The sequence below is a fragment of the Comamonas sp. A7-5 genome (assembly GCF_039581385.1).
GTDB lineage: Bacteria > Pseudomonadota > Gammaproteobacteria > Burkholderiales > Burkholderiaceae_C > Comamonas > Comamonas thiooxydans.
Map to the genome: position 1 here is coordinate 44,463 of NZ_JBCPWO010000008.1, position 24,516 is coordinate 68,978.

The 24,516-nt window shown below is 57.6% G+C and carries 26 protein-coding genes; 15 read left to right on the top strand and 11 right to left on the bottom strand.

From position 1 onward, the window contains the following. Positions 1–70 precede the first annotated feature (70 nt). Positions 71–1,168: a redox-regulated ATPase YchF gene (gene ychF / locus AAIL67_RS15390; protein ID WP_003071057.1), complete on the top strand. Its 1,098-nt coding sequence runs from the start codon at positions 71–73 to the stop codon at positions 1,166–1,168. 589 nt (positions 1,169–1,757) lie between these two features. Here the strand turns inward: ychF and AAIL67_RS15395 are convergent. The 3 genes from AAIL67_RS15395 to AAIL67_RS15405 form a co-directional block, all read right to left on the bottom strand. Continuing rightward, on the bottom strand, positions 1,758–2,126 hold the full coding sequence (locus tag AAIL67_RS15395; protein WP_224648869.1) for a DUF1428 domain-containing protein: 369 nt from the start codon (positions 2,124–2,126) through the stop codon (positions 1,758–1,760). A gap of 446 nt (positions 2,127–2,572) precedes the next feature. Then, complete coding sequence (locus tag AAIL67_RS15400; protein ID WP_343484330.1) at positions 2,573–4,138, bottom strand: sensor domain-containing diguanylate cyclase; 1,566 nt, start codon at positions 4,136–4,138, stop codon at positions 2,573–2,575. A gap of 203 nt (positions 4,139–4,341) precedes the next feature. Next, positions 4,342–5,226, bottom strand: coding sequence for a LysR family transcriptional regulator (locus tag AAIL67_RS15405; RefSeq protein WP_034357761.1), 885 nt, complete (start codon positions 5,224–5,226; stop codon positions 4,342–4,344). Between the two features lie 197 nt (positions 5,227–5,423). On the opposite strand from AAIL67_RS15405, the gene AAIL67_RS15410 reads away from it, so the two are divergent. From AAIL67_RS15410 to AAIL67_RS15425, 4 genes are all read left to right on the top strand, one after another. Continuing rightward, positions 5,424–5,936, top strand: a complete 513-nt coding sequence (locus AAIL67_RS15410; RefSeq protein ID WP_224648868.1) for a universal stress protein — start codon at positions 5,424–5,426, stop codon at positions 5,934–5,936. A 146-nt stretch (positions 5,937–6,082) separates the two neighbouring features. Next, entirely contained in the window at positions 6,083–7,057 is a 975-nt protein-coding gene (locus AAIL67_RS15415) for a TerC family protein (RefSeq protein ID WP_034357758.1), read from the top strand. Further along, a complete protein-coding gene (locus AAIL67_RS15420; RefSeq protein ID WP_063664813.1) occupies positions 7,054–7,575 on the top strand; it encodes a universal stress protein in 522 nt (173 codons plus the stop codon). The genes AAIL67_RS15415 and AAIL67_RS15420 overlap by 4 nt, the downstream gene beginning before the upstream one ends. Positions 7,576–7,980: 405 nt before the next feature. Next, positions 7,981–8,364, top strand: a complete 384-nt coding sequence (locus AAIL67_RS15425) for a DUF6713 family protein (RefSeq protein WP_034357754.1) — start codon at positions 7,981–7,983, stop codon at positions 8,362–8,364. Positions 8,365–8,799: 435 nt separating this feature from the next. Here AAIL67_RS15425 and AAIL67_RS15430 read toward each other — a convergent pair whose 3' ends face one another. Beyond that, positions 8,800–9,045, bottom strand: coding sequence for a hypothetical protein (locus tag AAIL67_RS15430; protein ID WP_156507135.1), 246 nt, complete (start codon positions 9,043–9,045; stop codon positions 8,800–8,802). Between the two features lie 208 nt (positions 9,046–9,253). Between AAIL67_RS15430 and AAIL67_RS15435 the strand changes: the two genes are divergently transcribed. Next, a complete protein-coding gene (locus tag AAIL67_RS15435) occupies positions 9,254–9,412 on the top strand; it encodes a hypothetical protein (RefSeq protein WP_343484331.1) in 159 nt (52 codons plus the stop codon). Between the two features lie 187 nt (positions 9,413–9,599). On the opposite strand, the gene AAIL67_RS15440 is transcribed toward AAIL67_RS15435, so the two are convergent. Both AAIL67_RS15440 and AAIL67_RS15445 read right to left on the bottom strand, forming a co-directional pair. After that, complete coding sequence (locus AAIL67_RS15440) at positions 9,600–9,905, bottom strand: heavy-metal-associated domain-containing protein (RefSeq protein ID WP_343484332.1); 306 nt, start codon at positions 9,903–9,905, stop codon at positions 9,600–9,602. Between the two features lie 184 nt (positions 9,906–10,089). Continuing rightward, a complete protein-coding gene (locus AAIL67_RS15445) occupies positions 10,090–10,551 on the bottom strand; it encodes a cupin domain-containing protein (RefSeq protein WP_034378205.1) in 462 nt (153 codons plus the stop codon). An 844-nt stretch (positions 10,552–11,395) separates the two neighbouring features. Between AAIL67_RS15445 and AAIL67_RS15450 the strand changes: the two genes are divergently transcribed. The 4 genes from AAIL67_RS15450 (at position 11,396) to AAIL67_RS15465 (ending at position 13,489) form a co-directional block, all read left to right on the top strand. Beyond that, positions 11,396–11,713, top strand: coding sequence for a LysR family transcriptional regulator (locus AAIL67_RS15450; protein WP_003071090.1), 318 nt, complete (start codon positions 11,396–11,398; stop codon positions 11,711–11,713). A 54-nt stretch (positions 11,714–11,767) separates the two neighbouring features. Next, positions 11,768–11,980, top strand: a complete 213-nt coding sequence (locus AAIL67_RS15455; RefSeq protein WP_343484333.1) for a hypothetical protein — start codon at positions 11,768–11,770, stop codon at positions 11,978–11,980. A 111-nt stretch (positions 11,981–12,091) separates the two neighbouring features. Further along, the gene (locus tag AAIL67_RS15460) at positions 12,092–12,376 is read left to right on the top strand and encodes a hypothetical protein (protein WP_003071094.1); all 285 of its coding nucleotides are present in this window, start codon (positions 12,092–12,094) and stop codon (positions 12,374–12,376) included. A gap of 195 nt (positions 12,377–12,571) precedes the next feature. Beyond that, positions 12,572–13,489 (top strand): nitroreductase, encoded by a 918-nt coding sequence (locus AAIL67_RS15465; RefSeq protein WP_343484334.1) that lies wholly within the window; start codon positions 12,572–12,574, stop codon positions 13,487–13,489. Positions 13,490–13,988: 499 nt separating this feature from the next. Here the strand turns inward: AAIL67_RS15465 and AAIL67_RS15470 are convergent, their stop codons facing one another. The 5 genes from AAIL67_RS15470 to AAIL67_RS15490 all read right to left on the bottom strand — a co-directional run bounded on the left by AAIL67_RS15470 (position 13,989) and on the right by AAIL67_RS15490 (position 18,868). Next, the gene (locus tag AAIL67_RS15470) at positions 13,989–14,582 is read right to left on the bottom strand and encodes an HD domain-containing protein (RefSeq protein ID WP_063664805.1); all 594 of its coding nucleotides are present in this window, start codon (positions 14,580–14,582) and stop codon (positions 13,989–13,991) included. 204 nt (positions 14,583–14,786) lie between these two features. Next, on the bottom strand, positions 14,787–15,746 hold the full coding sequence (locus tag AAIL67_RS15475; RefSeq protein WP_343484335.1) for a catalase family peroxidase: 960 nt from the start codon (positions 15,744–15,746) through the stop codon (positions 14,787–14,789). A gap of 79 nt (positions 15,747–15,825) precedes the next feature. Continuing rightward, positions 15,826–16,209: a hypothetical protein gene (locus AAIL67_RS15480; protein WP_343484336.1), complete on the bottom strand. Its 384-nt coding sequence runs from the start codon at positions 16,207–16,209 to the stop codon at positions 15,826–15,828. A 1,261-nt stretch (positions 16,210–17,470) separates the two neighbouring features. Further along, positions 17,471–18,274, bottom strand: coding sequence for an anti-sigma factor (locus tag AAIL67_RS15485; protein WP_063664801.1), 804 nt, complete (start codon positions 18,272–18,274; stop codon positions 17,471–17,473). An 18-nt stretch (positions 18,275–18,292) separates the two neighbouring features. Beyond that, a complete protein-coding gene (locus tag AAIL67_RS15490) occupies positions 18,293–18,868 on the bottom strand; it encodes a sigma-70 family RNA polymerase sigma factor (protein ID WP_034384920.1) in 576 nt (191 codons plus the stop codon). A gap of 238 nt (positions 18,869–19,106) precedes the next feature. Between AAIL67_RS15490 and AAIL67_RS15495 the strand changes: the two genes are divergently transcribed. From AAIL67_RS15495 to nadC, 5 genes are all read left to right on the top strand, one after another. Then, positions 19,107–19,700, top strand: a complete 594-nt coding sequence (locus AAIL67_RS15495) for a ferritin-like domain-containing protein (RefSeq protein WP_034353973.1) — start codon at positions 19,107–19,109, stop codon at positions 19,698–19,700. A gap of 68 nt (positions 19,701–19,768) precedes the next feature. Beyond that, entirely contained in the window at positions 19,769–20,323 is a 555-nt protein-coding gene (locus AAIL67_RS15500; RefSeq protein WP_063664798.1) for a DUF3455 domain-containing protein, read from the top strand. A gap of 714 nt (positions 20,324–21,037) precedes the next feature. Further along, on the top strand, positions 21,038–22,426 hold the full coding sequence (locus tag AAIL67_RS15505) for a diguanylate cyclase (protein WP_034396484.1): 1,389 nt from the start codon (positions 21,038–21,040) through the stop codon (positions 22,424–22,426). Between the two features lie 46 nt (positions 22,427–22,472). Then, positions 22,473–23,411 (top strand): hypothetical protein, encoded by a 939-nt coding sequence (locus AAIL67_RS15510; protein WP_343484337.1) that lies wholly within the window; start codon positions 22,473–22,475, stop codon positions 23,409–23,411. A gap of 150 nt (positions 23,412–23,561) precedes the next feature. Continuing rightward, positions 23,562–24,431 (top strand): carboxylating nicotinate-nucleotide diphosphorylase, encoded by an 870-nt coding sequence (gene nadC, locus AAIL67_RS15515; RefSeq protein ID WP_343484338.1) that lies wholly within the window; start codon positions 23,562–23,564, stop codon positions 24,429–24,431. Positions 24,432–24,516: the final 85 nt, after the last annotated feature.

The window sequence follows — 24,516 nt, forward strand, 5'->3', positions numbered from 1 at the left end:
CGATGCGGATCGGGCACTTCCGCCACATGGGTGTGGTGCTCGATAGTGCATTGATACATAAGGAATTTCCATGAGCCTCAAATGCGGCATCGTGGGCCTGCCCAACGTGGGCAAGTCCACTCTTTTCAACGCCCTGACCAAGGCCGGCATCGCGGCCGAGAACTATCCCTTCTGCACGATTGAGCCCAACACCGGCGTGGTGGAAGTGCCCGATCCGCGTCTGGATCAGCTCTCCGAGGTCGTCAAGCCCGAGCGCATCGTTCCCGCTATCGTGGAATTCGTGGACATCGCCGGCCTGGTGGCTGGTGCTTCCAAGGGCGAAGGACTGGGCAACCAGTTCCTGGCCCATATCCGTGAAACCGATGCCATCGTCAACGTGGTGCGCTGCTTTGAAGATCCCAACGTGATTCACGTGGCGGGCAAGGTGGACCCGATTTCCGACATCGAAGTCATCCAGACCGAGCTGTGCCTGGCCGACCTGGCCACGGTGGAAAAGGCGTTGAATCGCTACAGCAAGGCCGCCAAGTCCGGTAACGACAAGGAAGCCGCCAAGCTGGTGGCACTGCTGACTCCCATTCAGGCTGCCCTGAATGAAGGCAAGCCCGCCCGTGTGGTGTCGGTGTCCAAGGAAGATGCGCCCCTGCTCAAGCCTTTCTGCCTGATCACTGCCAAGCCCGCCATGTTTGTGGGCAACGTGTCCGAAGACGGCTTTGAAAACAATCCTTTTCTGGATCGTCTCAAGGAATATGCAGAAGCTCAGGGCGCACCCGTGGTCGCCATCTGCGCCAAGATCGAGGCCGAGATGGCCGAGATGGAAGACGAAGACCGCGATATGTTCCTGCAGGAGCTGGGTCTGGAAGAGCCTGGCCTGAATCGCCTGATCCGTGCTGGCTTCAAGCTGCTGGGCCTGCAGACCTATTTCACCGCAGGTGAAAAGGAAGTGCGTGCCTGGACTGTGCGTGTCGGCGCTACGGCTCCCCAGGCTGCGGGCGTGATTCACGGTGACTTCGAGCGCGGTTTTATTCGTGCCCAGACCATTGCCTTTGAAGACTTCGTCGCTTTCAAGGGCGAACAAGGTGCCAAGGATGCCGGCAAGATGCGCGCCGAAGGCAAGGAGTACATCGTCAGGGACGGCGATGTGATGAACTTCCTGTTCTCTCCCAAATAAGCACGATTGGCATGCACCCGGCCACATATGGATGCCCATGTGTGCCCAGGTGCTTCCGTCATTGAAGGGCGCATCTGGCAGATGCTTGCGGCGGCATTGTTGAATCAATCAGTGTCGCCGCAGCAGTCCAGCCCCGCTATCGAGCACCAACTGGGCGCAGTACAAGGCAGCGCTCAGCTGCCGGCTTTGTGCCGGAGGTGGCGATAGCCGGTATCGGCAAGTGGCGCATCAATCCAGTGAGGGCGGGCTGCTTCTGCTTGCTGAGCCCACCGGACTCAAATTCCCGGGGTGGCGGTACTGCCGCAATTGCAGGCGCAACCCACGGCGATGAGTTGCGGTTGATCGTCACGGCTCGTGGAGTTCATGACGCACAGCCCCCTGCATGTCGCCCTGCCACACCCATCACTCCCCCTAGAGAGAATGCCCGGATGCGCAAGGGCGATGTCTTTGTGCATCGCAATGAGGAGAATGCCGCAGGGATCACCGGCGCAGCTAGGTGGAGACCAGGCTGCATTGCATCAAGCAACTGGTGAGAGGGGGATGTCGCCTGGGCTTGAACCTGACAGCTCAATGAGCTGAACATCAGACTTCAGGGCTTCACTTCGACGACTTGTTCGAAACCCCCAAAGATCATGCGCTTGCCGTCGAAGGGCATGGGCGGGTTGTCAGGGGCGGATGGGTCCATGCGCGGGTCTTCCATCATCTTCTTCATGGCTGCGTCGCGCGTGGCCTTGTCCGGCCATTCGACCCATGAAAAAGCAACCGTCTCCTCGGCAGTGGCCTGAACCGAGCGGCGGAAGTCGGTGACCTTGCCATCGGGGACGTCATCTCCCCAAGCCTCGATCACCCTGATTGCGCCCAGCTCGATGAATATCGGGTCGAGCTTGCGCGCGTGCTCGATGAACTTCTGCTTGTTGGCGGTGGGGACGGCGATCACGAAACCATCGATATATGACATCTCTTCACTCCTGCTGAATTGACCGTTAGATGCGGAGCTAGCGCCGCATTCACAATGCCCGCAGGGCCAGTGGCTGTAGTGCTCTCAGCCTGAGCCCCTTGAGCTCGCAGGTCACGCTCCAGCAATCCAGGCTGAGCATGGCCTTTCAACATTGTCTGTGGCGACCGGGAGCCCGAGCAGCCAATGCACATGCATCCTGCTCCTCAACTTGATATCGGTCGAGTGGCTCGCTGGGAATGTAGCGGCAGTTTTCGCGTCGATCGTAATGCAGCTCGCCAGTGCAGAAGCTGAAGTTTGTGACAGACAGCTTCTGGCCGTCGGCAAGATCCGTTGCAGCCTTTGCTGCTGGCAGGGCAACGCAGACATTGTTGAGCGGCATTGCAATCTTTCGTCATTCTTTCTTGTGTTCATCGTGCACCAGCACTGGGGCCGCTTCCACGACGGATTCAGATCAGGGACTGGCTATGGCTTTCCGTGGTGTCCCGAAATTCTGCTATTCGCTGTGTCGGACATTTGGTGAATACAACAACTTTGTTGCGACCTGTCGTCTTGGCCTTGTACAGCGCCTCATCGGCCGAACGGATCACCGAGGCTACATCTGCATCGTGTTCTGGCTCCCATGCCGCGCAACCGATGCTGACTGTGATGTAGCCGAATTCGCTTCCTGAGTGCTCGATAGAGAGTTGCGAGACGGCGGCGCGGATGTTTTCCGCAATGCATGACGCGCCCTCTAGAGATGTATCCGGCAAAACAACGATGAACTCCTCTCCTCCATAACGAGCTGCGATATCTCCTGGCCTGCGAATACTGTCACCAATGCATTTGGCTATGGTTGCGATGACGTCATCCCCAGCTTGGTGTCCGTATGTGTCGTTGTAGACCTTGAACCTGTCAATGTCGACAAATAGCAATGAAAAAATACTATGGTTTCGTCTTGCCCGGTGCCATTCCTGATCCAGCATTTCGTCGAGTCTGCGGCGGTTGTTCAAGCCCGTCAGCCCATCGGTACGAGCTAGCAAGGCCAGCTCCGACTCGGCGCGTATTCGTCGCTTGAGCTGTGTCACGAAAGCAATGGACAAGCCGATGAAGGCTGCTGTGAGCACCCCCATCAGACAGGCAATGATCAGTGCACGTTGTCGCCAAGCCGTGAAAATATCGGAGTGCGCTCTCGCGACCATGATAATGAACGGCAAGCTCGGAAGATTCTTGAAATAGTACAGGCGATGAGTGCCATCAAGGTAGGAAATATCTGAAAAGCTGCCCTCAGGCTCCGCAATGAACCGCTTGAATGTGCTTGCGTTGCGTATATTGCGCCCTATGACCTTGGCATCGAAGGGTTGGCGCATCATCATCGCGCCATCTTTTCGTATCAATGCAAGCGATCCATTCTCACCCAGCGACAGTCCGGAAAATAGTTTTCTGAAATATTCAAGCTGGACATCGATCAGCACTACGCCTGCGAAAGAGCCGTCTGCATGAGAAAGCCGACGGCTCAGGGGAATGCTCAGGGCGCCGCCATGCAGCGGTGATGCGTATGGGTCTCCCACATAGAGCCCCTTGACTGAATTTTCTCGATGCACGGCGAAGAAGTCATGGCCGGAGAAGTTGACATTGCCTGGCTTGACTTTTCGTGCATCGAGGGCAATGTTTCCCTCGGTATCCAAGACCAGAATTGATCCCAAATAGGATGCAGTCGCCGCTTTGTCGAACAAGGCAACTTCGCGCAGGTGCGGCGATGCCGCCATGACTTCGGGATCGTTCAATCCATCAATCACGGCCTGCAATGACAGCGCATAGAGTTCGAGATTTCGAACCACATCATTTTCGGCGAGAAGAGCCACATTACGCGATGTTTCCACCGCGTGCTTCATCGTGTCCACTCGACTTTGATAAAGAGCTGTCGCGCAGATCGCCGCCATCGAGAGCGCAATTGCTCCAGCCACGAAGAGCATTGCATAGGAAATGCTGGAGAAGTGACTGCGATCAATAGCAAACCAATGAGTTGATTTCATATTGTCTAAGCACCTGCACTGGTGATATCGAGCTTGTAAAGATTGTGCTTGAATAAGTCAGCACAGCGCTTTCTTCACATTTCACAACAGTCTGCTTTGATGGCTCTTGGGGATTTCGGCCATAGACGGTTTGTGATCGCAGGGGCGAGCTTCATCACACCTCGATTCGCCGACAGTACTGAGCGCTTGCTTCTCGAGGCAATCTAGCCTCTGGTCGAAAATAGCTTTTGCACCAGCGGATGTAGTACCTTCCTGCTTGCACCAATCGCGAAGAAGTGTTCCTCCACACCCTCGCAATCGCCCAAACGCTTCACCTCATATCGGGTCGTCAAGTCTTCGTGAACCAGGCTGGCCATTGGAAAGACACCCATGCCAGCTGCTCCAAACGTCTTGAGCAATGCACTGTCCTCGAACTCGCCTATGACATGCGGTTTGATGGACTCTCGTTCAAACCACTGATCAAGCCTTGCGCGCACTGCCGCATGGGCCGTTGGCAGAAGTACGGGAACTTTGGCCAGAGACTGCGGAAAGTCTTGCCGAGCTGCCGCAAACAAGGATGCAGGTGCATACCAGGCCAATGGGGATGAGCCCAGAGAGTGGCTATAGACCTTGAGGTTGGGATTTGGAGGAGCGGCACGGTCGGCTAGAACGACATCAAGTCGATGCAAAGCCAGGTCACCCAGCAAATCCTCGAATTCGTCAACCAAGCACAAAAGTCGAAGATGGGGTTCCTGCATCACAGGTTGCATCAGGCTTCGCACCGCCAGTTCGGGCAACTCGTCGGCGATGCCGACGATCAAACGCATGGTCGGCATGCCCACTGCGTCACGCACTACTGCAGGCAGCTGTTCCCCTAGCTGGAAGATTTGCTCTGCCTGCCGCATGGCGGCAAGTCCTGCGTCTGTCAGGACAACGCCTCGCCCTGCAGGTTTGAGCAGTGCATAGCCCAGTGACCGCTCCAGCTCACGAACTTGGGTGCTAACAGTTTGTACAGCCATGCCCAGGCGCTCGGCAGCACGGGCCATGCCTCCTTCTTTGGCGACAACCCAAAAATAGTAAAGGTGCCTGTAACTAAAGCCAGGGCTCATTGTTCGGCTTTTCGGAGCTATTGCTTCTGAATTATCTGCTTTTATTAAATTGCTGGATGGCTATTGTTGGTGTCGTCCAGGGCCAGGAGAAGTGCTCGGCAGAAAACCTTCGAATCAGAAGGCGCAAGCAGTCTTTGAACGAGGATCCACTCAGGTGAGTCACTGCACCAAGCAGCTCACCTCAAAGGAGAAGCACCATGCTGAGAGTTCTTGTCCCGTCAGACGGATCAGCCAATTCGTTGTTTGCAATACGTCACGTGATCGACGAGTTCAGGAAGAGCGAAGATCTGGAGATTCATCTCCTGAACGTGCAGCCGCCATTCTCGAAACTCATCACCGATTACTCAAGCAGGAGTGACCGGATGGAGTTTCATCACGAGCAGACGGAGTCGGCGCTCTTGAGCACTCGACAAATGCTGGATGCCGCCGGGATTCCCTATGCTGTCCACTCGGAAGTCGGCAACAAGGTTGACTGCATTGTGGGTGTCGCGCGCAGGCTTCATTGCGACCTGATTGTCATGAGCACGGCGCGCAAGAGCTCCTTGGTGCGTCTTATCGAGAATTCAGTGACGAATCAGGTGCTTGAGCGAACCAGCGTGCCTGTAGAGGTGATCCCGGGCGAGCCTGCCTCGAAACTGGAGCGCATTGGTATTCCAGCGGGAGTCGGTGCCGGAGCGGGCATTGTGGCTCTATGGATGGCTTCCAGTTAAGAGCTCGACAGCGACGTTGAGAGCCGCTCGCACTGCCCTCGCTACGCCGTTGTTTCGCCTTGTCTCTGCAGTTGGCCGGGGCATGTCAGCGGCCCATGGTGCAAGCAGTATCTCAAGGCAAAGAAGCAAACGCTTGGGGCCATTTCATGCACAACATCGAAACTTTGGCAACCGGCCCGATGTGGATCGGCTTCATTGTCTTTGTGCTCATCATGCTGGGCCTGGATCTATTTGTCCTCGGAGGAAACAAGGCTCACCGCGTGTCGGCCAAGGAAGCTGCAAGCTGGACTGCCACCTGGGTGGCTCTTGCCACCACATTCGGCGCGTTGTTATGGTGGTATTTGGACGCTACCGCAGGTCGTGAAATTGCCAATCGCAAGGCACTTGAATTCTTTACCGGCTACCTCATCGAGCAGGCATTGTCGGTAGACAACATGTTCGTCTTCGTGATGATCTTTACCTACTTCGCTGTCCCGCCAGAGTTGCAGCGACGCGTGCTGCTGTATGGGGTTCTTGGAGCGATCGTGATGCGGGCAGCAATGATTCTTGGCGGAATCTGGCTCGTTTCCGAGTTTGAGTGGGTGCTCTACGTTTTTGGGCTGCTGCTCGTGGTCACGGGCGGCAAGATGTTGATCATGGCTGAGCAAAAGCCCGATCTGGAAAAGAATCCACTGCTACGCTGGTTGCGCTGCCACATGCGTATAGCGCCAGGCTTTCACGGCCAGTCGTTTTTCGTACGCATCGATGGATTGCTTCATGCAACACCGATGTTCTTGGTGCTTCTGATGATTGAGGCGAGTGACCTGGTCTTTGCCGTGGATAGTATTCCGGCCATCTTCGCTGTCACCACCGACCCATTTATCGTTTTTACATCCAATATCTTCGCGATACTGGGTTTGAGGGCGCTGTACTTCCTGCTGGCCGACATGGCCGAACGCTTCCATCTGCTCAAGTACGGCCTTGCTCTGGTATTGATCTATATCGGAGGCAAGATGCTGATGATGCCCTGGTTTCATATGCCCGTGCATTGGTCGCTACTCATTGTTGGCTCGATTGTCCTGATTTCCGTGCTGCTTAGCGTGAAGCTCTCAGGCCGAAAATCTTCAAGGAGTGTTCTATGAGCGATGCAGCGATGCCTGCACTCATGCCTGCGCCTGATCTCGAGCGGCGCGATAGCCTTGGCAGGCTGATTTCATTGACGTGGAAAGGCAAGTGCAGTTGTGCAAATACCGGTGGCGAACGTTGGCTGGTGGCAGTGGACGGCTCTGCATGCTCTTCGCGTGCTGTTGCCGTTGGTGCCCGTTTGGTGGCAATGGGGCAAGGCAGCATGCTTGACCTCGTGAATGTGCAGCCCTGGTTGAGCAAAGAGGCTGCGGAAACCGAGTTGGGTCGATACGGCTGGGCAGCCACGGCCCGGGCGCGCCGAGCGCTCGCAGAATCAGCTACCCTTATCCCCTGGCATCTTCATGTCGTCATGGGTGATGATGCAATCGCTATCGTGGGTTTGGCTGAATCTCTTGGCTGCTTCGGTATTTGCATCGGCTCCCACGGGCTAACGGCAACAGAAGCCGTACTGCTCGGGTCTGTGACTTGCAAAGTCTTGCGCTTGGCACGGATGCCGGTTTTGATCGTGCGTTGAGTCCATATCTACATGGAGTTGGCCGAGACAACAGACTGTCTGCATTCGCGACGAGCTGACGCATTCAGCCAACCGGCGATGCTTGACCGGTGAAAGTGGATACCAAGCAGGCATCGGCAATCGAATTCTTGCGGATTGGTTGCGGCAGTGAATGCTTGGCCTGTGCAGTCTTCCCGTGGCCGGATCTGACGGGTTTGCGGGCAACGGCTGGTTTGGGGCACGTTGACTGCATGGGGAGCAGCCTGCGTCAAGGCGTCAAAGTCACTTGCTCAAGTTCAGCCCGAGCGGTCCGCAAATGCTCATGACCGATCGCTCTTGGTCGTGAGAGGCTATCCCCGATTGAATTGGTTGAAGAGTCCGGCCAGGGTAGTCTTTATGTCCGCAAAATAGACAGAAGCACTGTCAATGCCCATGCAAGACCGCCTTCGCCTTCTTTTTCTGGCAAATGCCACCATCCTGATCACGCATCAAATTGACGCAGCCTACTGGCATGAATGGGAGCTGTTCCTCATTCCTGGCGGCAATCAAATCAACCTGCTCCTCAATATTCCAATCATTGGATTGGTCATGTACTCGCACAGCCGGGTTGTCGCCAACCTGAAAACCGGCTTGCCTTACTACAAGCTCTTGGCCTGTCTCGGCCTTTTAACCGTAGGCATTCACGCGTTTTTCTTCTTCCAAGGCAGCGAGTCGTTCATTCAGCCCATGTCGATTGCGTTGATGCTGGCAACATTCATTCTGTCGATATGGCAACTGGTGGCTCTGCGTCGTCTAGAAAATTTGCCTTAGTTGGTGACCGCCTGGTCCCGGTCTGTGCCGGCAGTCAGCCTGTGTCGACGGTGGCTCCATGGTGGGCCAATGACAGTCAATCAGATGGATTCATGCCTGCAAGTGCTTATGGGCTGAGCACAGCGAGGTTCAGTGCTAGCAGTTGCCTTTCTTGGCCTGCCCAGGTGGGCACCCATGAGGGTGGGGTTTTCTGTATCCGTCGTCGTAGTAGCCGTTCGGATACACGACACAGCCGCTGAGCAGCAAAGCTGTGGCGACCAGCGCTAGCACTTTTTTCATAGAAATCCTTTCGATCTGACGCATGTCACCGTGAGCTGCAGCGAGGCCCTGAGAATGATCGGGAGGATCTCGGTGACGTCACTATTTCTTTTGCCCAGGGCCTGGAACTGGCGGTCGCGATTAATGCCGGCAACAGCGTCGTTCGGCCTCAAAGGGCTAGTCGTTCTGTCCCAGGACGATCAGGACTGCACCGCTGAGGAGCAGCAGGACTGCCAAAGCTATCCAAAGCTCAAGGTTTGCGATGCTGCCCTGGGCATCCAGAGCAAATCCTGCCGCACAAGAAAGTGCCGCACTGATCACCAGCAGTGTTCCGAATTTGCTGCGCAGCATGGCTTTTGTCTGTACTTCTCTATCAATGATTGCTCGATGGCGGCAATGCAGGCTTGGTATCCGAGCCTTCATGGACCCCATACCTGGATCACCTCGGCCATGTCCTATTTTCGGCGATGACTGTGGCATATGGAGGCAGGTTTCAATGGCATTGTTACCGAAGGTAGAGCATGATTGGATCTGCTCAGAGATTGGCTCGAATGCGGGGTCTACGAGTCGTAACACTGTATCCAAGGGTACTCCTAGCATTGCGCTGTCTTTATTTTCAAAAAGGTAAGGTATGAGCAACTTGCATGGATTCCGATCTGCCAAGGCCTTGTGCTGGACGGGTTTGGGTTTGATTGCTGCCGGCCTGGCAGCATGTGGCGGCGGTGGTGGTGGCGATAGCACCCCACAGCAAGGCACGCTCAAGCTGGCCATGGCCGACGCTCCGAAATGAAAGCCTGGCCTTTTAGGCCGCTTTCATTTCATCCATCGAAGATCAGCGGGGTTGCAATCGCAGTATGAAGAGTCGGGAGTTATGAGGAGAACGATGGATGCACCAGCGCTTCAGGGAGTGAACCGGTCGCTCTGGCGAGATCCTTGGCTCAATCCGCTCTGCCCATCACTCGAGCCGTCGTCGAAGCTCATGAGGGCGCATCATCGCCACCGCAGCATGAAACACCGGGATGAACTGCCCGGCATTTGCATCGAGCAGTATTTGGGCCTGCATCGCCTGCCTGGGCGGAGGTCGGTTCAATCAGCTCAGGCGTATACCCAGCATCCTGGATGGCTTCTGCAAACTCGGCGTCAGATGCGGTTCCCGAGATAAGCACGGTTCGCTCCTTAAGCTCAAACTCGATACAGGCCTTGTCATCCATGGCCACAATGGATCGTTTGATGCGCCCCGCGCAGCCACCGCATGTCATGTCGGTCACACGAAAAGCAGTCATTGCATGCTCCTTTCAAGGTTGTGAGTCAAGTCTCAACCCTGACATCATGAGAATGTCAAATGCCCTGTATCTACGATGCTGACCGGGAACGATGCCATCTGCCAACCTGTTCTTGATGCGCTTGGTCTGCGCGAGGGGGCACGCAGCGGCCCTGCCGAGAGCACGCTGGGAGTGCAACTTGGGTTTACTTGTGCGCCTTCTGCGGATCATCCGCCGGATCGACGTAGTTCAGGTCGAATGGGCCTTCCCCGTGGATCTGGATCACTGTTGGAACCTTGAACATGGCGAAGTGATTGGCCTTGGCCGGAATCGAACCGAAGCTGCCGGCTTTTTGGACTTTGAGTGCCTTCGAGTCCCACTTGTCGCCCATCCCGATCATGACCGTGCCCGAAATGACGGTCACGTTCTCGGCTTGACTGTGCCAATGCGGCAAGACGCGATAGCCGGCGGGCACGGACAGACGCACCACATAGGGGCCGGGTTGATTGGGATCACCTAGGAGTACCGCGAACTTGGCTCCTTTGGCGAGAACCGGAGGCGGTGCTCCCCACTCGACACCTTCGGTGCCGTGGATGGCCCAGGATGCCATAGGAATCACTGCCAGCGCGACGAGGCTGGCCGAACGAGCGAACGAGAAATGAGACATCAGAGTCTCCTTGCGCGCGACCCATACACACCGCCGCTGACATCGCACGCGTCATCAGGGACGAGCCTCCTGAATTGGGCTGTGATGATCCGCCATGCGCACTTCACAGATGTTGACAGGAGGTATCAAAGCCTATTGCAGGCAGATTGGGTTTACAAGCCATGCCAATGCTAAAGCTAATGTCTGTGTGCGCAGCTCATGGTAGCTGCCGGTTCTCGACAACCTGGAGCCAAAAGGCGCCAGGGAGGCACGTTTGCCAAGCTCGAGGTTGCAGAGCCTGCAATTTGCTCCAGTATGCGGCGTCACAGGCTCCGATATGGAGTGAAGCGCTGGAATCAGCAGATCGCAGAGTCGATTGGCAACAAGGGCTGGTTTTGCGGCTGTCGCATATCGACACAATGCAGTCCTGTGCCAGGAGACGGCTTTGCCGCGATTGGAGCTGCTCATGGTCACGTCGCGGCCTGTCGGCCATCATTTCACAGCGCTCAGCTGAGCCACGGCTCCGGGGGCTGCGCAGTCACGAGCGAGCAAATGATTCACGGCAAAGTCCGCGGTCAGGGCTCACGCAAAAGAGCTGAAGGCCTATTGCCGCGCATTCAGCCTCGATATTCCGCGGTTTTGGCACTCCGACCATATGAACCGAGCCTGTTGACTACGCTGATGCTTCGGACTTGAGGCTTCAGCCATCGTCATAATCCGTGCTGTGCCGAAATAGTTCCGCCCAGGGTGACGTGGTTACGCTGAGCCTTCAGTAACTTCACATCTTGTGCTTTCAAACCACATGTCCAATACACCTTCACGCTCCAATCTCGCTTCACCGCAAGTGAAGCTGCGCATGCGTGTTATGGCCGGTGACATCATTGCCATCGGCCCAGGGAAAATCGAACTCCTGGAGACCATTAACGAAACCAAATCCATTGCTGCGGCAGCCAAATCCCTGGGCATGTCCTACCGTCGGGCCTGGTTGCTGGTCGATGGCATCAATCATGCGCTGAATAAGCCGGCGGTGATTACATCGACGGGCGGCTCTCATGGAGGTGGTACGGAGCTCACTGAAACGGGGCATCTGGTGATTGCTCTGTATAGGCGTATCGAGCAACATGCTCTTAGGGCATGTCAAGCCGATCTGGACAAGCTGGTCGCCTTGGTCCATAGCAGCTAGGCAGGCTGACGGCACAGGCACTTGCCCGCAGTGGCGTAGTGCAAAGAATCTCTCATGGCATTGAGCTTCGTGCTGCGGCTCAAGTACGAGTTTCATCGCTTAACGCTCATCGCCTCCCCGTCACCACGAGGGCAGGGCGGTGAAGGCATCGCATCAATTCCGTCAGAAACGCTGGCCTGCTTCTCGCAAACCATGAGCAAGCAGTGCTGCCTAATTCTCACCCACCGTATTCAGTGGGTGGCTCATTTCTTCGTAATATATACTTGAATACAACGAAGACTGGCATGCAGACTTCGTCTAGTTGGCGCGCAGCGGCTCCTCCTGCTTCCACCTGCCACTGCCTCCCGAACTCTTATGCCTATTTGAATTGAGACCTGTATGGGAAGCGAAAAGCTCAGCGTTGAAGAGCGGCTGCAAGTGCTGGAAATACTGTTGGAGGAGTCAATCTGGGGGCTCCATCTCGAGCGGCCAGAGCACCGCAAGGCCATCGCGTCTGCTCTGTATACCCGCCTTGAAGTGGCCAACCTGCACCAGGCGTACTCACCAGGCGTGACTGCTGCTTTGTATGAACAGGCGGATGCGCTGTCCGAGTTGGACAACACGCCTGATCCGCTCAAACCCATGCTGCGTCCCTTGGTTCGATATTCAGGGGCTGCAGACTGAACGCCACATCCTCCCCTCAAAGATTTGCGCAAGCAGGCGTGGCTTTGCAAGGACAGACATCGATTCAAGAAGGTGTGCGCTCTATGGGCAAAGACATGACGAACACGGCTCGCCCATATCACCGTTCATAAGCTGGTTCGAATAATCAATGCCTTGTTCGTACTTCGCGACGATCATGTTTAGTAGAGGGCTTTAGTGAAGCAAGATCACATTTCCTACCTGTTGGTCCTCCATCGGGAGCAGGACTGGGCGGCAGCAGCAATTGCATGTCAAATCTCTCAAGCGCAGCTGAAGAAAGCTGTGGCAGAAGCCGAACGCGAGTACGGCTGCTCCCTGGTGAAAACCGGGACAGTCTTTCGGGGGTTCACGACTGAAGGCGAGAAGGTCGTTGTCTGGGCCCAAGGCTTGTCGGAGGCCATTTCCACCCTCAAGCATGTATTTGCGGTTTCGAACAGCAGAAAGGCGATTGCCCCTCTTCTGGATCGACGCTCCGTCTCACCGAAGCGACTTGAGGCACCGGGAGCGGACAGCCAGGAGATCGACCTGATGATCGAGGCGGCGTTGAGCGCACCAGATCATGGTGGTCTACATCCTTGGCGTGTGCTGGTGTTTCCCGCGGATTCTCGAGCGCGGCTGGCAGATTTATTCGAACAGGAGAAATTGCGCCGCGACCCTCTAGCCTCCACAGAGGACCTCAGGCGTGCGCGTGAGCACGCTACACGCAGCCCGACTTTGCTCGCTTTCATCATATCGCCCAAGCTGCGCATGCGGGTGCCGGAGCGTGAACAATGGCTGGCAGCCGGCTCAGCGCTGGGCAACCTGCTGAATGCCGCGCATCAACTCGGCTTTGGTGCCATCATGCTCAGCGGAGAGCGCTGCTTCGACGTTTTGCTTTGTGCTGAACTGGGGATAGAGTCCACCGAGTATCTGGCCGGATTCATCAGCCTCGGCAGCATCACGGCAGCGCCGCCGCAGCGAAAGCCCGCCATGCTCGATACTGTGAGAGCCTTCTGGCATTCCGGTGAGCCGAGTGCTGAGACTCCTGCGAAAAGCCAGGTCTGCCTTGATTCGGCGGCCAGCAATGCAATCTCCGAATCACAGGTTCCCCGCTAAGTTATGCGACATCTTCACCAGACGCAGGCGGCATGCTTTCTGCAGGCAAGCTGCGAGCGCTGCTCTTGTCTGGCCAAGTTTGAGCAAGGAGATGACCGGCATGCTTGAGCGAGTCACGGGCAGCGGGGCCCGAAGGCTGGCCTCAGGTCTTCACTTCGACGGACGGCTCGAAGCCCCCAAAGATCATGCGTTTGCCAGGTAGGAGTGCTGCTGACGTTTCGATTCGATGGTGCCGCTGCATATCTGTCCAGAGGCTGAGGTTTGCGGCCGCAAGCTTCTGACCCAAAGCCGCGGCTGTGCTCGACCGACGTCGCATGAAAAATCGAAGAGTCAGGTTTTGGGGAGCAGCCAAACCATTCCAACTTCTGTGATCGTCGACTCCCGTACGCTGCTGCTCATCCGGGCACGATGCAGCAGCTCGATTTCGACGAGCAAGGGTTGCTTTGCAATACATACTCTCAGACAAGAAATGCCTTGCCGGCAGTCGCTTGACGGCGGCCTAGAGCGACTGGCCAGGATTGCGGGAGGCTTCGGCCATTCTCTGGCGTGTGCCTTCGTCGAGGATTTTGCGCATCAATGAAAACAGAGGTTCGGCGCTGGTGTGCTTCTGACCGTAGGTCAGATTGAACCCGTAGTCGAAGTCGGCCGGGTTGGCTCCCTGGTTGTGCTGAAGAATGGTCTCCAGCTTGTCCAGTGCCTTCACGGCTTTGGCTTCGGGCGATGCGGCATCCTCATACTCCTGCCAAAGCGCAAGGATCCCGGCTTGGTGCGACTTATCGAGCGAGCGTGTGAGATGCAGCAGATCGGCCTTTTCCTGCTCGCTTTTGTCAGGATGCTGGTCTTTCTCGATGGCAGGAATGTCTCCGTGAATCGCTTCGCCCAAATCATGCACAAGGCACATTTTCAGCAGCTTGAGCATGTCCATGCCGGCCAGTTCGTCCTCGAATGTCATTGCCATCAGACACAGACGCCAAGTATGTTCGGCGGTGCTCTCCGTCCTGCCTGTCGATGTGTGCGCGCTTCGGAGCACGCTCTTGAGCTTTTCCGCTTCTTGCAGAAAGGCCAGACGGCCCTTGATCTTGTCGATATCCATGCCCGATTCTATAAAGACCCATATGTTCTCGGTCGTCGCATGCTGAAAAGCCAGGGAGGCCAGGGGACGAGCATTCTCCCTATGCACTCTGCCGGATGTACTCAGCGCAGAGCACACAGGCTGGTTCGGTCGCGAACTGCAAGGTCTGCCGGCCGCAGTCTCGGATGCCCGGATGTCTTGATCCGTCCGAGGTGATCCTGGAATTCATTGACCGCTCAAGCGCTTGCCAAATGACACAGCATAGGCCTGGGAGCGAAAGCGGAGCACGGGATCATTGGTCGGCGCAATGCCGTCGGCCATGACCATCGGGTCAAAGTTGATCGACTCGCACATGGATGCTTTTTGAGGCGAAGCACTGGTGATCGTCAATGTACCGGCCTTGAACTCGGGCCGCTGTGCGGGCCAGGGCTGCGTAGGGTCGTCCTGTGGATCGCCTGGCTGCCCTATAGTCACCAGCATGTCCCAGCGAGCCGGCTTTTGCGCCGTGCTGTCGATCAAGGCTTTCTCCAGGAAGTCGGCATCTGCCGTCTTCAATGCTTCGTTGCTCAGAGACTTCTCACCCTCCTGCGGCACGAAGCGCCAGCGCACCGGCGTCACCTTGTCTTGTGCGTTGATGAACTTGAAGGTGTGAATTCCAAAGAATGCGCTGTGGGTGTAGCTATCCGGCGGGTTGTGGCTGGCCAAATATTGCGCCTGGGCATGATTGTCGGGATGGGACGCCTTGAATGCGCTGAGCGATTCCGGATCTGGCTTGCCGGTGGCGGGATCCGGGCGCTGGGCCAAAGTCAGATCCAGGAAAGTCCTGGGGCTGGATGCACCGAACATGGGGGTGTTCAACATGGACATCTGCTGCAACTGCCCCTGCGGTAGCTTGAATTGCAGCGCCATGCCACGTGCGCTCCTGGCGGCATCAGGGGCCTTGGGATTGCCGCCTGCCAGAGAGAAGCGGGCGATTACCGGAACGACTTTGCCTGTGAACAAGATGGAGCGCGAGTAGCCGGCCGCCTCAGAGGTGCCGACGAATTCGCCGATCGCGCAGCTTCCTTTGATGTGATTGCGGCGCTGTCCCTGGTGTACGCCAAAGGTGCCCTCCAGAGCCTGGACCACCTCGGGTGCCGTCACTTCAGGTTCTGCAGCCTGGAGGAACACCGGGGGCAGCGCCATGATGCAAGCTGCTGCGAGCTTTATTTTTCTGCGGTTCATTGTTTCTTCCTTTCAATGCTCGGACCTTGGACTCTTAGGGTCAGGCTGTGTGCCAGGCGTTGTTGAGAAAGCCATCTCCCGTCTTGTCTCCTGGCTTGGCATCTTTGGACCAGTAGTAGAGCGGACGGCCTTTGTAAGCCCATTGTTTGTCGCCGCTGTCGCGGATCACGACGCTCCAGTCGCCACTAGCAGCGCTGCCTGCGGCCACCATCAACGGAGGCCAGTTCGCGGCGCAGACTCCGTTGCACACGCTTTTTCCGGAACCTGCGGCATCCTTGTCGAAGACATAGAGCGTCATCTGATTGGGGCCAGCGAGCACGCCATTGATGGCGGAGGCTGGCATCTGTGCCTGGGTCCCGGATGTCATGGCACAGGCCGCCAGCAGCACCGAGTTCAGGGCGGCAAGGAAAACGAAGCGGGTCATGGAGTCTCCTTTTGGTTGACTTGCTGTAAACAGTTCAACGAAGCGGTTTATTCCATGCAGAGCTGTAACTACGCGGTTTTCAATCTCTATTGATGTCAATGATGCAGGCCATGCGTAGATCAGGCCGCGTCACCCAATAGACATGCCTCTGGGGCCGATCTCTGCGGCTCGCAGCTGTCGAGGAAAACCAGTGCGCAGCCGGGTCAAGCGGCTTATGGAAGAGCTGCATCGCCCCAAAAGCGATACAGGTTTGCACCACGGTTGTCGGGTAATCATTGATCGCTAAGCAGATGGCAAGCTGAACAATCCGCCTTTACCCGCTCAAGCCTGAAACGCTCGCCCAACCAGGCGTTTCTGATGCCGTCGTCTAAGCGAGTCCAGTTGCTGGCCGGCCAGTCAGTCTTCGCAGGCATGGGAGCTGCAGCTTTGCTCAGCGGTGAAGCCGACAGCCTTGTCGTTCAAGGAGAGGGACTGTGAACCCTCGAGAAACAGGCTGGAAGCCTTTGGTCTTGGCTGTGCTGCAACTGCCCTGAAGCATGGAGAATCCTCCAGGGACCACATGGGCAAGGACAAGATGAGCAAGGACGCCATGGATAAGGAAGGAATGTCGAAGGGCGCCATGGGCAAATAGCAAGCAAGGCAGCGGCAATAGCCATCTCGACGTCTTGTCGCTCCCGACGCCCCACCATGCTCGATTTTTGTAGATTGAGCTGCAGGTGCTGCGTCCGCTGCTGACACAGCATCAAGCTCATTTTGTTCCTGCAATCACAACGCGCGGACCACCCAGTCCGGGCCACCCTGGACGGGCCGCCCTGGCAGGGCTGGGCTGTCACGACGCGGCCGGAAGACGAGCCGTGCTGTCCTGAAAGATAGCCAGCTCGTTCATGCGCTGGAGGGCTGGAGTCCGAAGTTCGAGGGCCGGCATCTGTACTAGCCGTAGCAGGTGCCAATCATCACCGGCATTCTTGCTGGTGATTCAGGCGATCAGGGGTGTAGCCGCACATCCATCCAGGCGGCCACGTCAGCATGACCTGACCATGGTCATACAGCGATGTCGCAATTTGCGTTGCGCCTCCGGGAGGCCTGAATGATGGCTGCGCATTTGCCAAGCAATTAAAAGCGCTCACTCGGGAGAGCCCGCTGATACACCGTTTTTGCAGCGGAAAGCAGCGACAGGACTTGCCACTTATGGCAGCTGTTGAACCTCCATGGTTCTGGATAAATCGGGCACAGTTCGCTGCAGTGTCAATGGAGACGCGAATCAGAGATCTCGGCGAATGAGTGCGCCCTTGAAAAGAACCGGGCCAGTCGGCCCCGTTGAGTTGGGGACGCCGCCTTTCGGCTCCAGGCTGATGGCGAGGGCCGGGATTGCGTTCACATCGCTCTCCTGAGCAGTGAGCTGCTCAAGCTTTCCATCACCCATGACGCCCAAAGAACGCGGAGCGCCTTGCTGGGGCAAGGCCCACAGTTGCAAAGACTGGTTGTCCGCTTCTTTAAAGCCGCTCACACGCTGCAACACCAATTGCCTATGTCGAGGATCGAACGTCACCAGCATGGATGCATCGGCCTTGCCGTCGGCCAGCACCGCCACATACTGAATCTGGGGCGCAGCCTGCAATGCAGCCTGTGTCATCTGGAGCTGAGCTTGCAGTGCAGACAGTTGTTGCTGTGAGGCGTCTTCGAGCCCCTGATGAGTCCAAAGCCCGACCGAGACAGCCGCCACAGTGGCCAATCCGCCTGCCAGGGCCAGCCCACGCCACCAAGCGAGTGATGGCACTGGCGGCTTCGATACAGCAGCCTCGCGTTGGCGAGCCAGTCTGATGCCGGCATTTTCGGCTTGCAGCAAATTGACTATGCGTGTCCAGACCACTGCATCGGGCTGTATTGGAGTCTGAACCTCGGAGAAGGCCGACCAGCGACCTTGCCACAGCAATGCTGCCGCCCGTACCTGCGGATATTCACGTGCCAGTTGCTCAAAGCGTCGGCGTGCCCCCCCGTGCAAGGTTCCCAATGAATAGGAGGCAGCCAGGCGGTCGAGCAATTCGGGGTTTCGAGTCAGATTCATGATGTGGACTCCTGACGCTCAGACATGGCGGGCCATGCATTTGCGCAGCTGCTCCAGGCTGCGGCGCATCCATGTCTTGACGGTGCCCAGCGGCAGCTTCAGGCAGCTGGCCAGCTCGCTATGACTTAAATCCCTCAGGTAGGCCAAGCTCACCACTTGGCGCTGGGGCTGCGCCAGTTGCTGCAGGCACTGATGCAATGCCGCGGCCTGTTCGCTAGCCTCAATCAGCTGCATGGGCGCATGCGCATCCTTGTCCTGCAACAGCTCTTCCACGCTCTCGATCGGGACATTGAGATGCAGGCGCTCGGCCCTGCGCCGGCGCAAAAAGTCCAAAGCCCGGCTGCGCACCAGCATGCCCATCCAGGCCAGAGGCGGGCTGAGCGAGTCTCGGTAGGTCTCCGCACTGCGCCAGATGCCCAGAAAGCTCTCTTGCAACACATCCTCGGCCCACTCTTTGTTGGCGACGATGCGCAGAGCCAGCCCATACAGCCGCGAGGCGGTCAGGTCGTACAGCAGCTTGAGAGCACGCTCATCCCGGGTTGCGACGCGGTCGAGTAAATCCATCAATTCGTTGTCCGATGTTTTGGCGCTCATGCAGCCATTGTGAACAGAAGCGCCTCTTTAATGCGGCGCTGTTGGATAACTGCCAAGGCGTATTGCCGACCTTGCCTGTTTACCTATACGCAGCATCTCGGCTGCCGGATGTGGGCAACGCATGAATTGGCTCAGAAATATTTTCAAAAACTTGAATCCACCGATCCACAGGCTGCGTATTCCAAGAGTCGGACATCGAAATTGCTCGACACAACTCCACAGCCAACTAGGAGTCATCATGAAGATCAATCTGTTTGAAGGCCATCCCTCACTCATGGCATCGCGACGCGGATTTCTGGGTACTACCGGCACTTTGTCAGCGGTGGCCGTCGCCATGCTGGCAGGCCGCGAAGCCCTGGCTCAAGGCATGGGCAATGACCCAGCCAAGGATGTATCCATCCTCAATGTGGCCCTGGGGCTGGAGCATGAAGCTATCAATGCATACCAGCTGGGAGCCGGTAGCGGTCTGCTGCAAAAGCCCGTGCTGGATGTCGCCCTGCTGTTCCAAAGCCATCACAAGGCTCACCGTGATGCCTTGATTGCAAGCATTCAGAAACTGGGGGGCAAACCGGTAGCCGAGGCCTCGATGCAGACCTATGCCGAATCGCTGAAGGCTGCAACCCTGAAAAGCCAGGCTGATGTACTGGCTCTCGCCGCAAGACTGGAGCTTGGGGCGGCCAACGCCTACCTGGGCGTCATTCCCGCCTTTGAGAGCCGCGATCTGGCCAAGGTCGCGGGACGTCTGGCGGCTGATGAAACCATGCATTACACAGCACTGAACTCGGCTCTTGGTCGTCCGCTGCCTGGCAACGCCTTGACGTTTGGCGGCTGACAAGCCGCAGCCCCGAGTACCGGGCAAGTCCGCCCAGTGCATTTCTCACCTTGTTTGAGGGAATTATCATGACGCACCGACACACACTTTCGCTGACCGCTCTGTGCCTATCCGCGCTTGGCCTGAGCGCTTGCTCATCCATGGGCTCGCACTCCATGTATTCGCAAGCCGAACTTCCGGCTTCCGTGCAAGTGCCCGCGGGACACAAAGTGGTCATGGAGACCGTGGGTATCGGCCAGATCACCTATGAGTGCCGAGCCAAAAAGGACATGGCAACCGAGCACGAATGGGTGTTTGTAGGCCCCGATGCCAAGCTGCAAACGCGAAGCGGTATGGTCATCGGCAAATACTGGGGGCCGCCAGCGACTTGGGAGAATAACGACGGCTCCAAGGTCACTGCCACGCAGCTTGCCGTGGCTCCTGCCGGAGCGGGCAATATCCCTTTGCAACTGGTCAAGGCTAATCCTGCCACCGGCATGGGAGCCATGCAGGGGGTGACCTATATCCAGCGTGTGGCAACCAAGGGGGGCGTCGCGCCGAGCATGGCCTGCGGAACCGCGAATCTAGGCAGCAAGCAGATCGTGCAGTATCAGGCCGACTATATTTTCTGGAAAGCAGCCTGACAGAGAGTCCAGTGGCGCGCCTTCCCTGTCAGAGGCCGGGACGTTGCGCCTTTTTTCAGCCTGGTGCACGAGGTGCTTTTTGCTTGGATGGGCATCCCCACGCAGGCCAGGTGGCACGAGCGTGCCCATGGAACTCGTGGCTCAATCGCCCTGGGTAACCAGAGCCTCGATTCCGGCACTTTGCATGGACTCGCCGGCGGCAATGGCCTGCTAGGCTTGATTTCGGCAATCACGATGCGTGCCACGGCCCATGCCGGAGCCACTGCGGGACACCAGAACGGTCTTGTCCTTGAAGCCGGCCACCGTGCTTTCTTTCCATTGATGCTTGCTTTTAGGAATCATGGAAATGGCTGCGGCACGCCACTGAGGCGGCTGCCCTTTCCGGTTTCGCCGCTCGGTGGCTTCGGCAATGCAATACCGGCTGGTAAGGGACAGCCCCGTGTACCCATTGCGGTCGGCCCGAGGCTGACAGCTGCCATCTGATTGCAGTTTGAGCTACTGATGTCCCTGACCATGGGTGATGTGCGGGGGACGGGCGCGGGCAGCTCAGCCCGCTGGAAAAGCCCGGAAATTTCCGGTTTATGACCTGGTGGCTGCACCGCTGAGGGCAGCTCGGCGTGGACAAGCTGAGATGCTGTGTTTTTGGTATACGCAAGTGACGCAAAGTAACGAATAATGAGCCTTCACGACTGCAAGCGCGCTCGAGGTTCAAACATGATTCGTGCCAATGCCATCGCAAAGCGAACGATCACCGGCCAGTTGCTGGAGATCGCCATGGCTCAGTCCTTTTGCGCAGTGATGATTACCGATGCCAGATCAGATGGAGAGGGGGCTGTCATCGAGTACTGCAATGCAGCCATGTGCGAGATGACCGGATACACCGAAGCAGAGCTTCTGGGCCGCTCGCCGCGCATGTTGCAGGGGCCGCTGACGGATCAACTGGTGTTGCTGCGTTTGCATGAGTCTCTGGAGCAAGGCCTGCCATTTCAGGGCAGTGTGGTGAACTACCGCAAGGACGGCAGCACCTACCACGTGGAGTGGAATATTTCCCCCGTGCGTGATGAGAAGGGCGTCATTCGGCATTTTGTGGCGGTGCAGCGCGATATTTCGGAGCGTGTGCGGGCCGAGCAGGAGCGCGCGCTGCTCGCCAGGGCATTGAATGCGGCCAATGACGGCATCTTGATCACGGATCGCGACTCCACCATCGTCTTTGTCAACCAGGCTTTTGAAGCTCTCACGGGCTATAGCGCGGCGGAACTGCTGGGCCAACCCACCGAGATGCTGCGCTCGGGCCTGCATGAGCCGGAGTTCTATGCCCAGTTGCAGGAAGCATTGAGTCTTGGCCACAATTTTCGCGCCACCTTCATCAACCGTCACAAAAGCGGCGGCGTGTACTACGCCGAGCAGAGCATTGCAGCTCTGCGCGACGAGTCAGGGCAGATCAGCCACTATGTAGGGGCATCCAAGGACATCAGTCGCATGGTGCAGCGAGAGATGGAGTTGCGCGAGCGCGCAAACCGCGACAAGCTGACGGGCTTGCTCAACCGCCATGCAGGCGAGACCGAGCTCAAGCGCAACCAGCTCCAGGCTCAGAACCAGCTGCGACCTTATGGCGTGATATTGGGCGATATCGATCTTTTCAAGCAGGTCAACGACCGCTTTGGTCATGTCGCCGGAGATCGCGTGCTCAAGATGGTGGCACATGTGCTTTCCGGCAAGGTTCGTCGCTATGACCATGCAGTGCGCTGGGGCGGAGAGGAGTTCCTGATCGTCCTCTCGGATGCCAGCCTCAGTGTGGCCGCGGGCCTGGCAGAGCGCATCCGTTGTGCCGTGGCGGAATGCGCTGATCCCGAGGTCGGGCGTTTCACCATTTCTCTAGGGGTCGGGCTCTGGGAGCCGGGCGAAACCGAGGACGATCTGCTCAAGCGCGCAGATGCGGCGCTCTACAGGGCCAAGCATAGGGGGCGCAATCAGGTGGCCATCGCCACGGGGTCGATGAACATGCCTTTGGTGCAAGCGCCCGAGTTGCTCTCGCAGGGCGATTCCTTGACCTTTTCGGGGAAGAGTCCGGATAAGCCGTGGACAGGGGCTGCCTCACCTTAGAATTTGCTCTTCCTCCCTGTCCTCGTCTTCATAGCTTTTGAGTGGTTTGAACAATTCCGAACTGCATTCCGTGCAGGCCGATCTGGTGGCAGTGCTGGTTGCCGTCACGGGTGGCCAGCCCCGTATCCTGACCACCGGGTCCGGGCAAGCCTTGCCTGCCGGGCCTTTTACCAGCAACCACCGCTCGCTGCAGGCCAGCTTGCGTGCCTGGGTGGAGAAGCAAACCCACCATCCTCTGGGCTTTGTGGAGCAGCTCTACACCTTCGCAGACCGGGAGCGCTCGCAGCAGCTGGGCATGCATGTCATCTCCATCAGCTATCTGGCGCTGACTCAGGAACTGGATGAGGTCGGTGCCGCACAGCCGGGCTGGCAGGACTGGTACCGCTACTTTCCCTGGGAGGACTGGCGCGACGGGATGCCCGGCGTGATTGCCGAGCGCATTGCGCCAGCGCTGCATGCCTGGAGCGAAGCTGCTTCAGATAGTGTAGCTAGAAGCGCACGCTGGCAAAGAGCTTCAATGACTTTTGGCCTGGATGAGTACGAATGGAACGAGGAGCTGGTTCTGCAGCGCTACGAGCTGCTGTTTGAGGCAGGTGTGGTGCCCGAAGCCTGGGGCGAGGATGATGAGGCACGCGCGGCCGAATTGCTGCCCGGTGCCGCCATGAGTAATGATCACCGCCGCATTCTGGCTACCGGCATGGCCCGTTTGCGCGCCAAGATCAAATATCGGCCCGTGGTGTTTGAGCTGATGCCCGAGGAATTCTCGCTGCTGCAGTTGCAACAGACGGTGGAGGCGTTGGCGGGGCGCGGCTTGCACAAGCAGAACTTCCGGCGCCTGATCGAGCAGCAGGCGCTGGTTGAGGAAACAGGCCAGATGACGGCCGTAGGTGCGGGCCGCCCGGCCAAGCTGTTCCGCTTCCGACGCAATGTAATGCTGGAGCGCGCCATTGCTGGCAACAAGCTGCCGCTGGCAAGAAGTCATTAGCCCCTGAACCACTCTTGAGATGGAGGACTGTTTTAACTGCGGGAGCGGCTTGACTTAAATAATGCTCAGAATTAGCATAAGTCCGTTTGCGTAAGGCCTGAAAGCGATCTGGAAGTCTTTGCGTTTTTTATTGAACTAAAAATACTCAAAATGAGCATTAATAAAGTTGCAGCCTTGTCCGTCCCACCCCTGCCCGATGTAATGCTGGAGCCGCTGGTACGCATGGCCTTGCTGGAAGATCTGGGACGCGCCGCAGACTTGACCACCGACACCATTGTTCCTGCCGATGCGATGGGTGAGTTGCGTCTGGTGGCCAGGCAGGATGGCATCTTGGCCGGCCTTGATCTGGCACGTCTGGCCTTTGTGCTGATGGATGCTCGCATGGAGTTTGACGTCCGCTGCGCAGACGGCACGCTGCTGCAGCCAGGCATGGAGATCGCCTGCATTCGTGGCAAAAGCCGAGCCATTCTCACGGCCGAGCGTACGGCGCTCAACTACCTTTGCCATCTCAGCGGCGTGGCCAGCGCCACGCATTCGATTGCCGAGGCCATCAAGCCCTTCGGCACCCGAGTGACCTGTACGCGCAAGACCATGCCGGGCCTGCGAGCCTTGCAGAAGTACGCCGTGCGTGTCGGTGGCGGCAGCAACCACCGTTTTGGCCTGGACGACGCCGTACTCATCAAGGACAACCATATTGCACTGGCCGGCGATGTCGCCACGGCTGTGGGGCGTGCTCGTGCCGGCGTGGGACATATGGTCAAGATCGAGCTGGAAGTGGATACGCTGGCCCAGCTGGATGTTGCGCTGCAACTGGGCGTGGATGTAGTGCTGCTGGACAATATGGGCCTGGATGATTTGCGCACTGCGGTCGGTATGTGCAAGGGCCGGGCCATCACCGAAGCCTCGGGGCGTATTACCCCCGAAACCGCAGCAGCCGTGGCCGCCACGGGCGTGGATCAGATTGCCGTGGGCTGGCTCACGCACAGTGCGCGCGTGCTCGATATAGGTCTGGACGCTTGATGGCCTACCTCCTGAGCGGCTTTGCCGCTTCCCTCCATGGGAGAGGGGCAGCCTCGCTTCGCAGCGGCGCTTGCTTGCGGCCCCT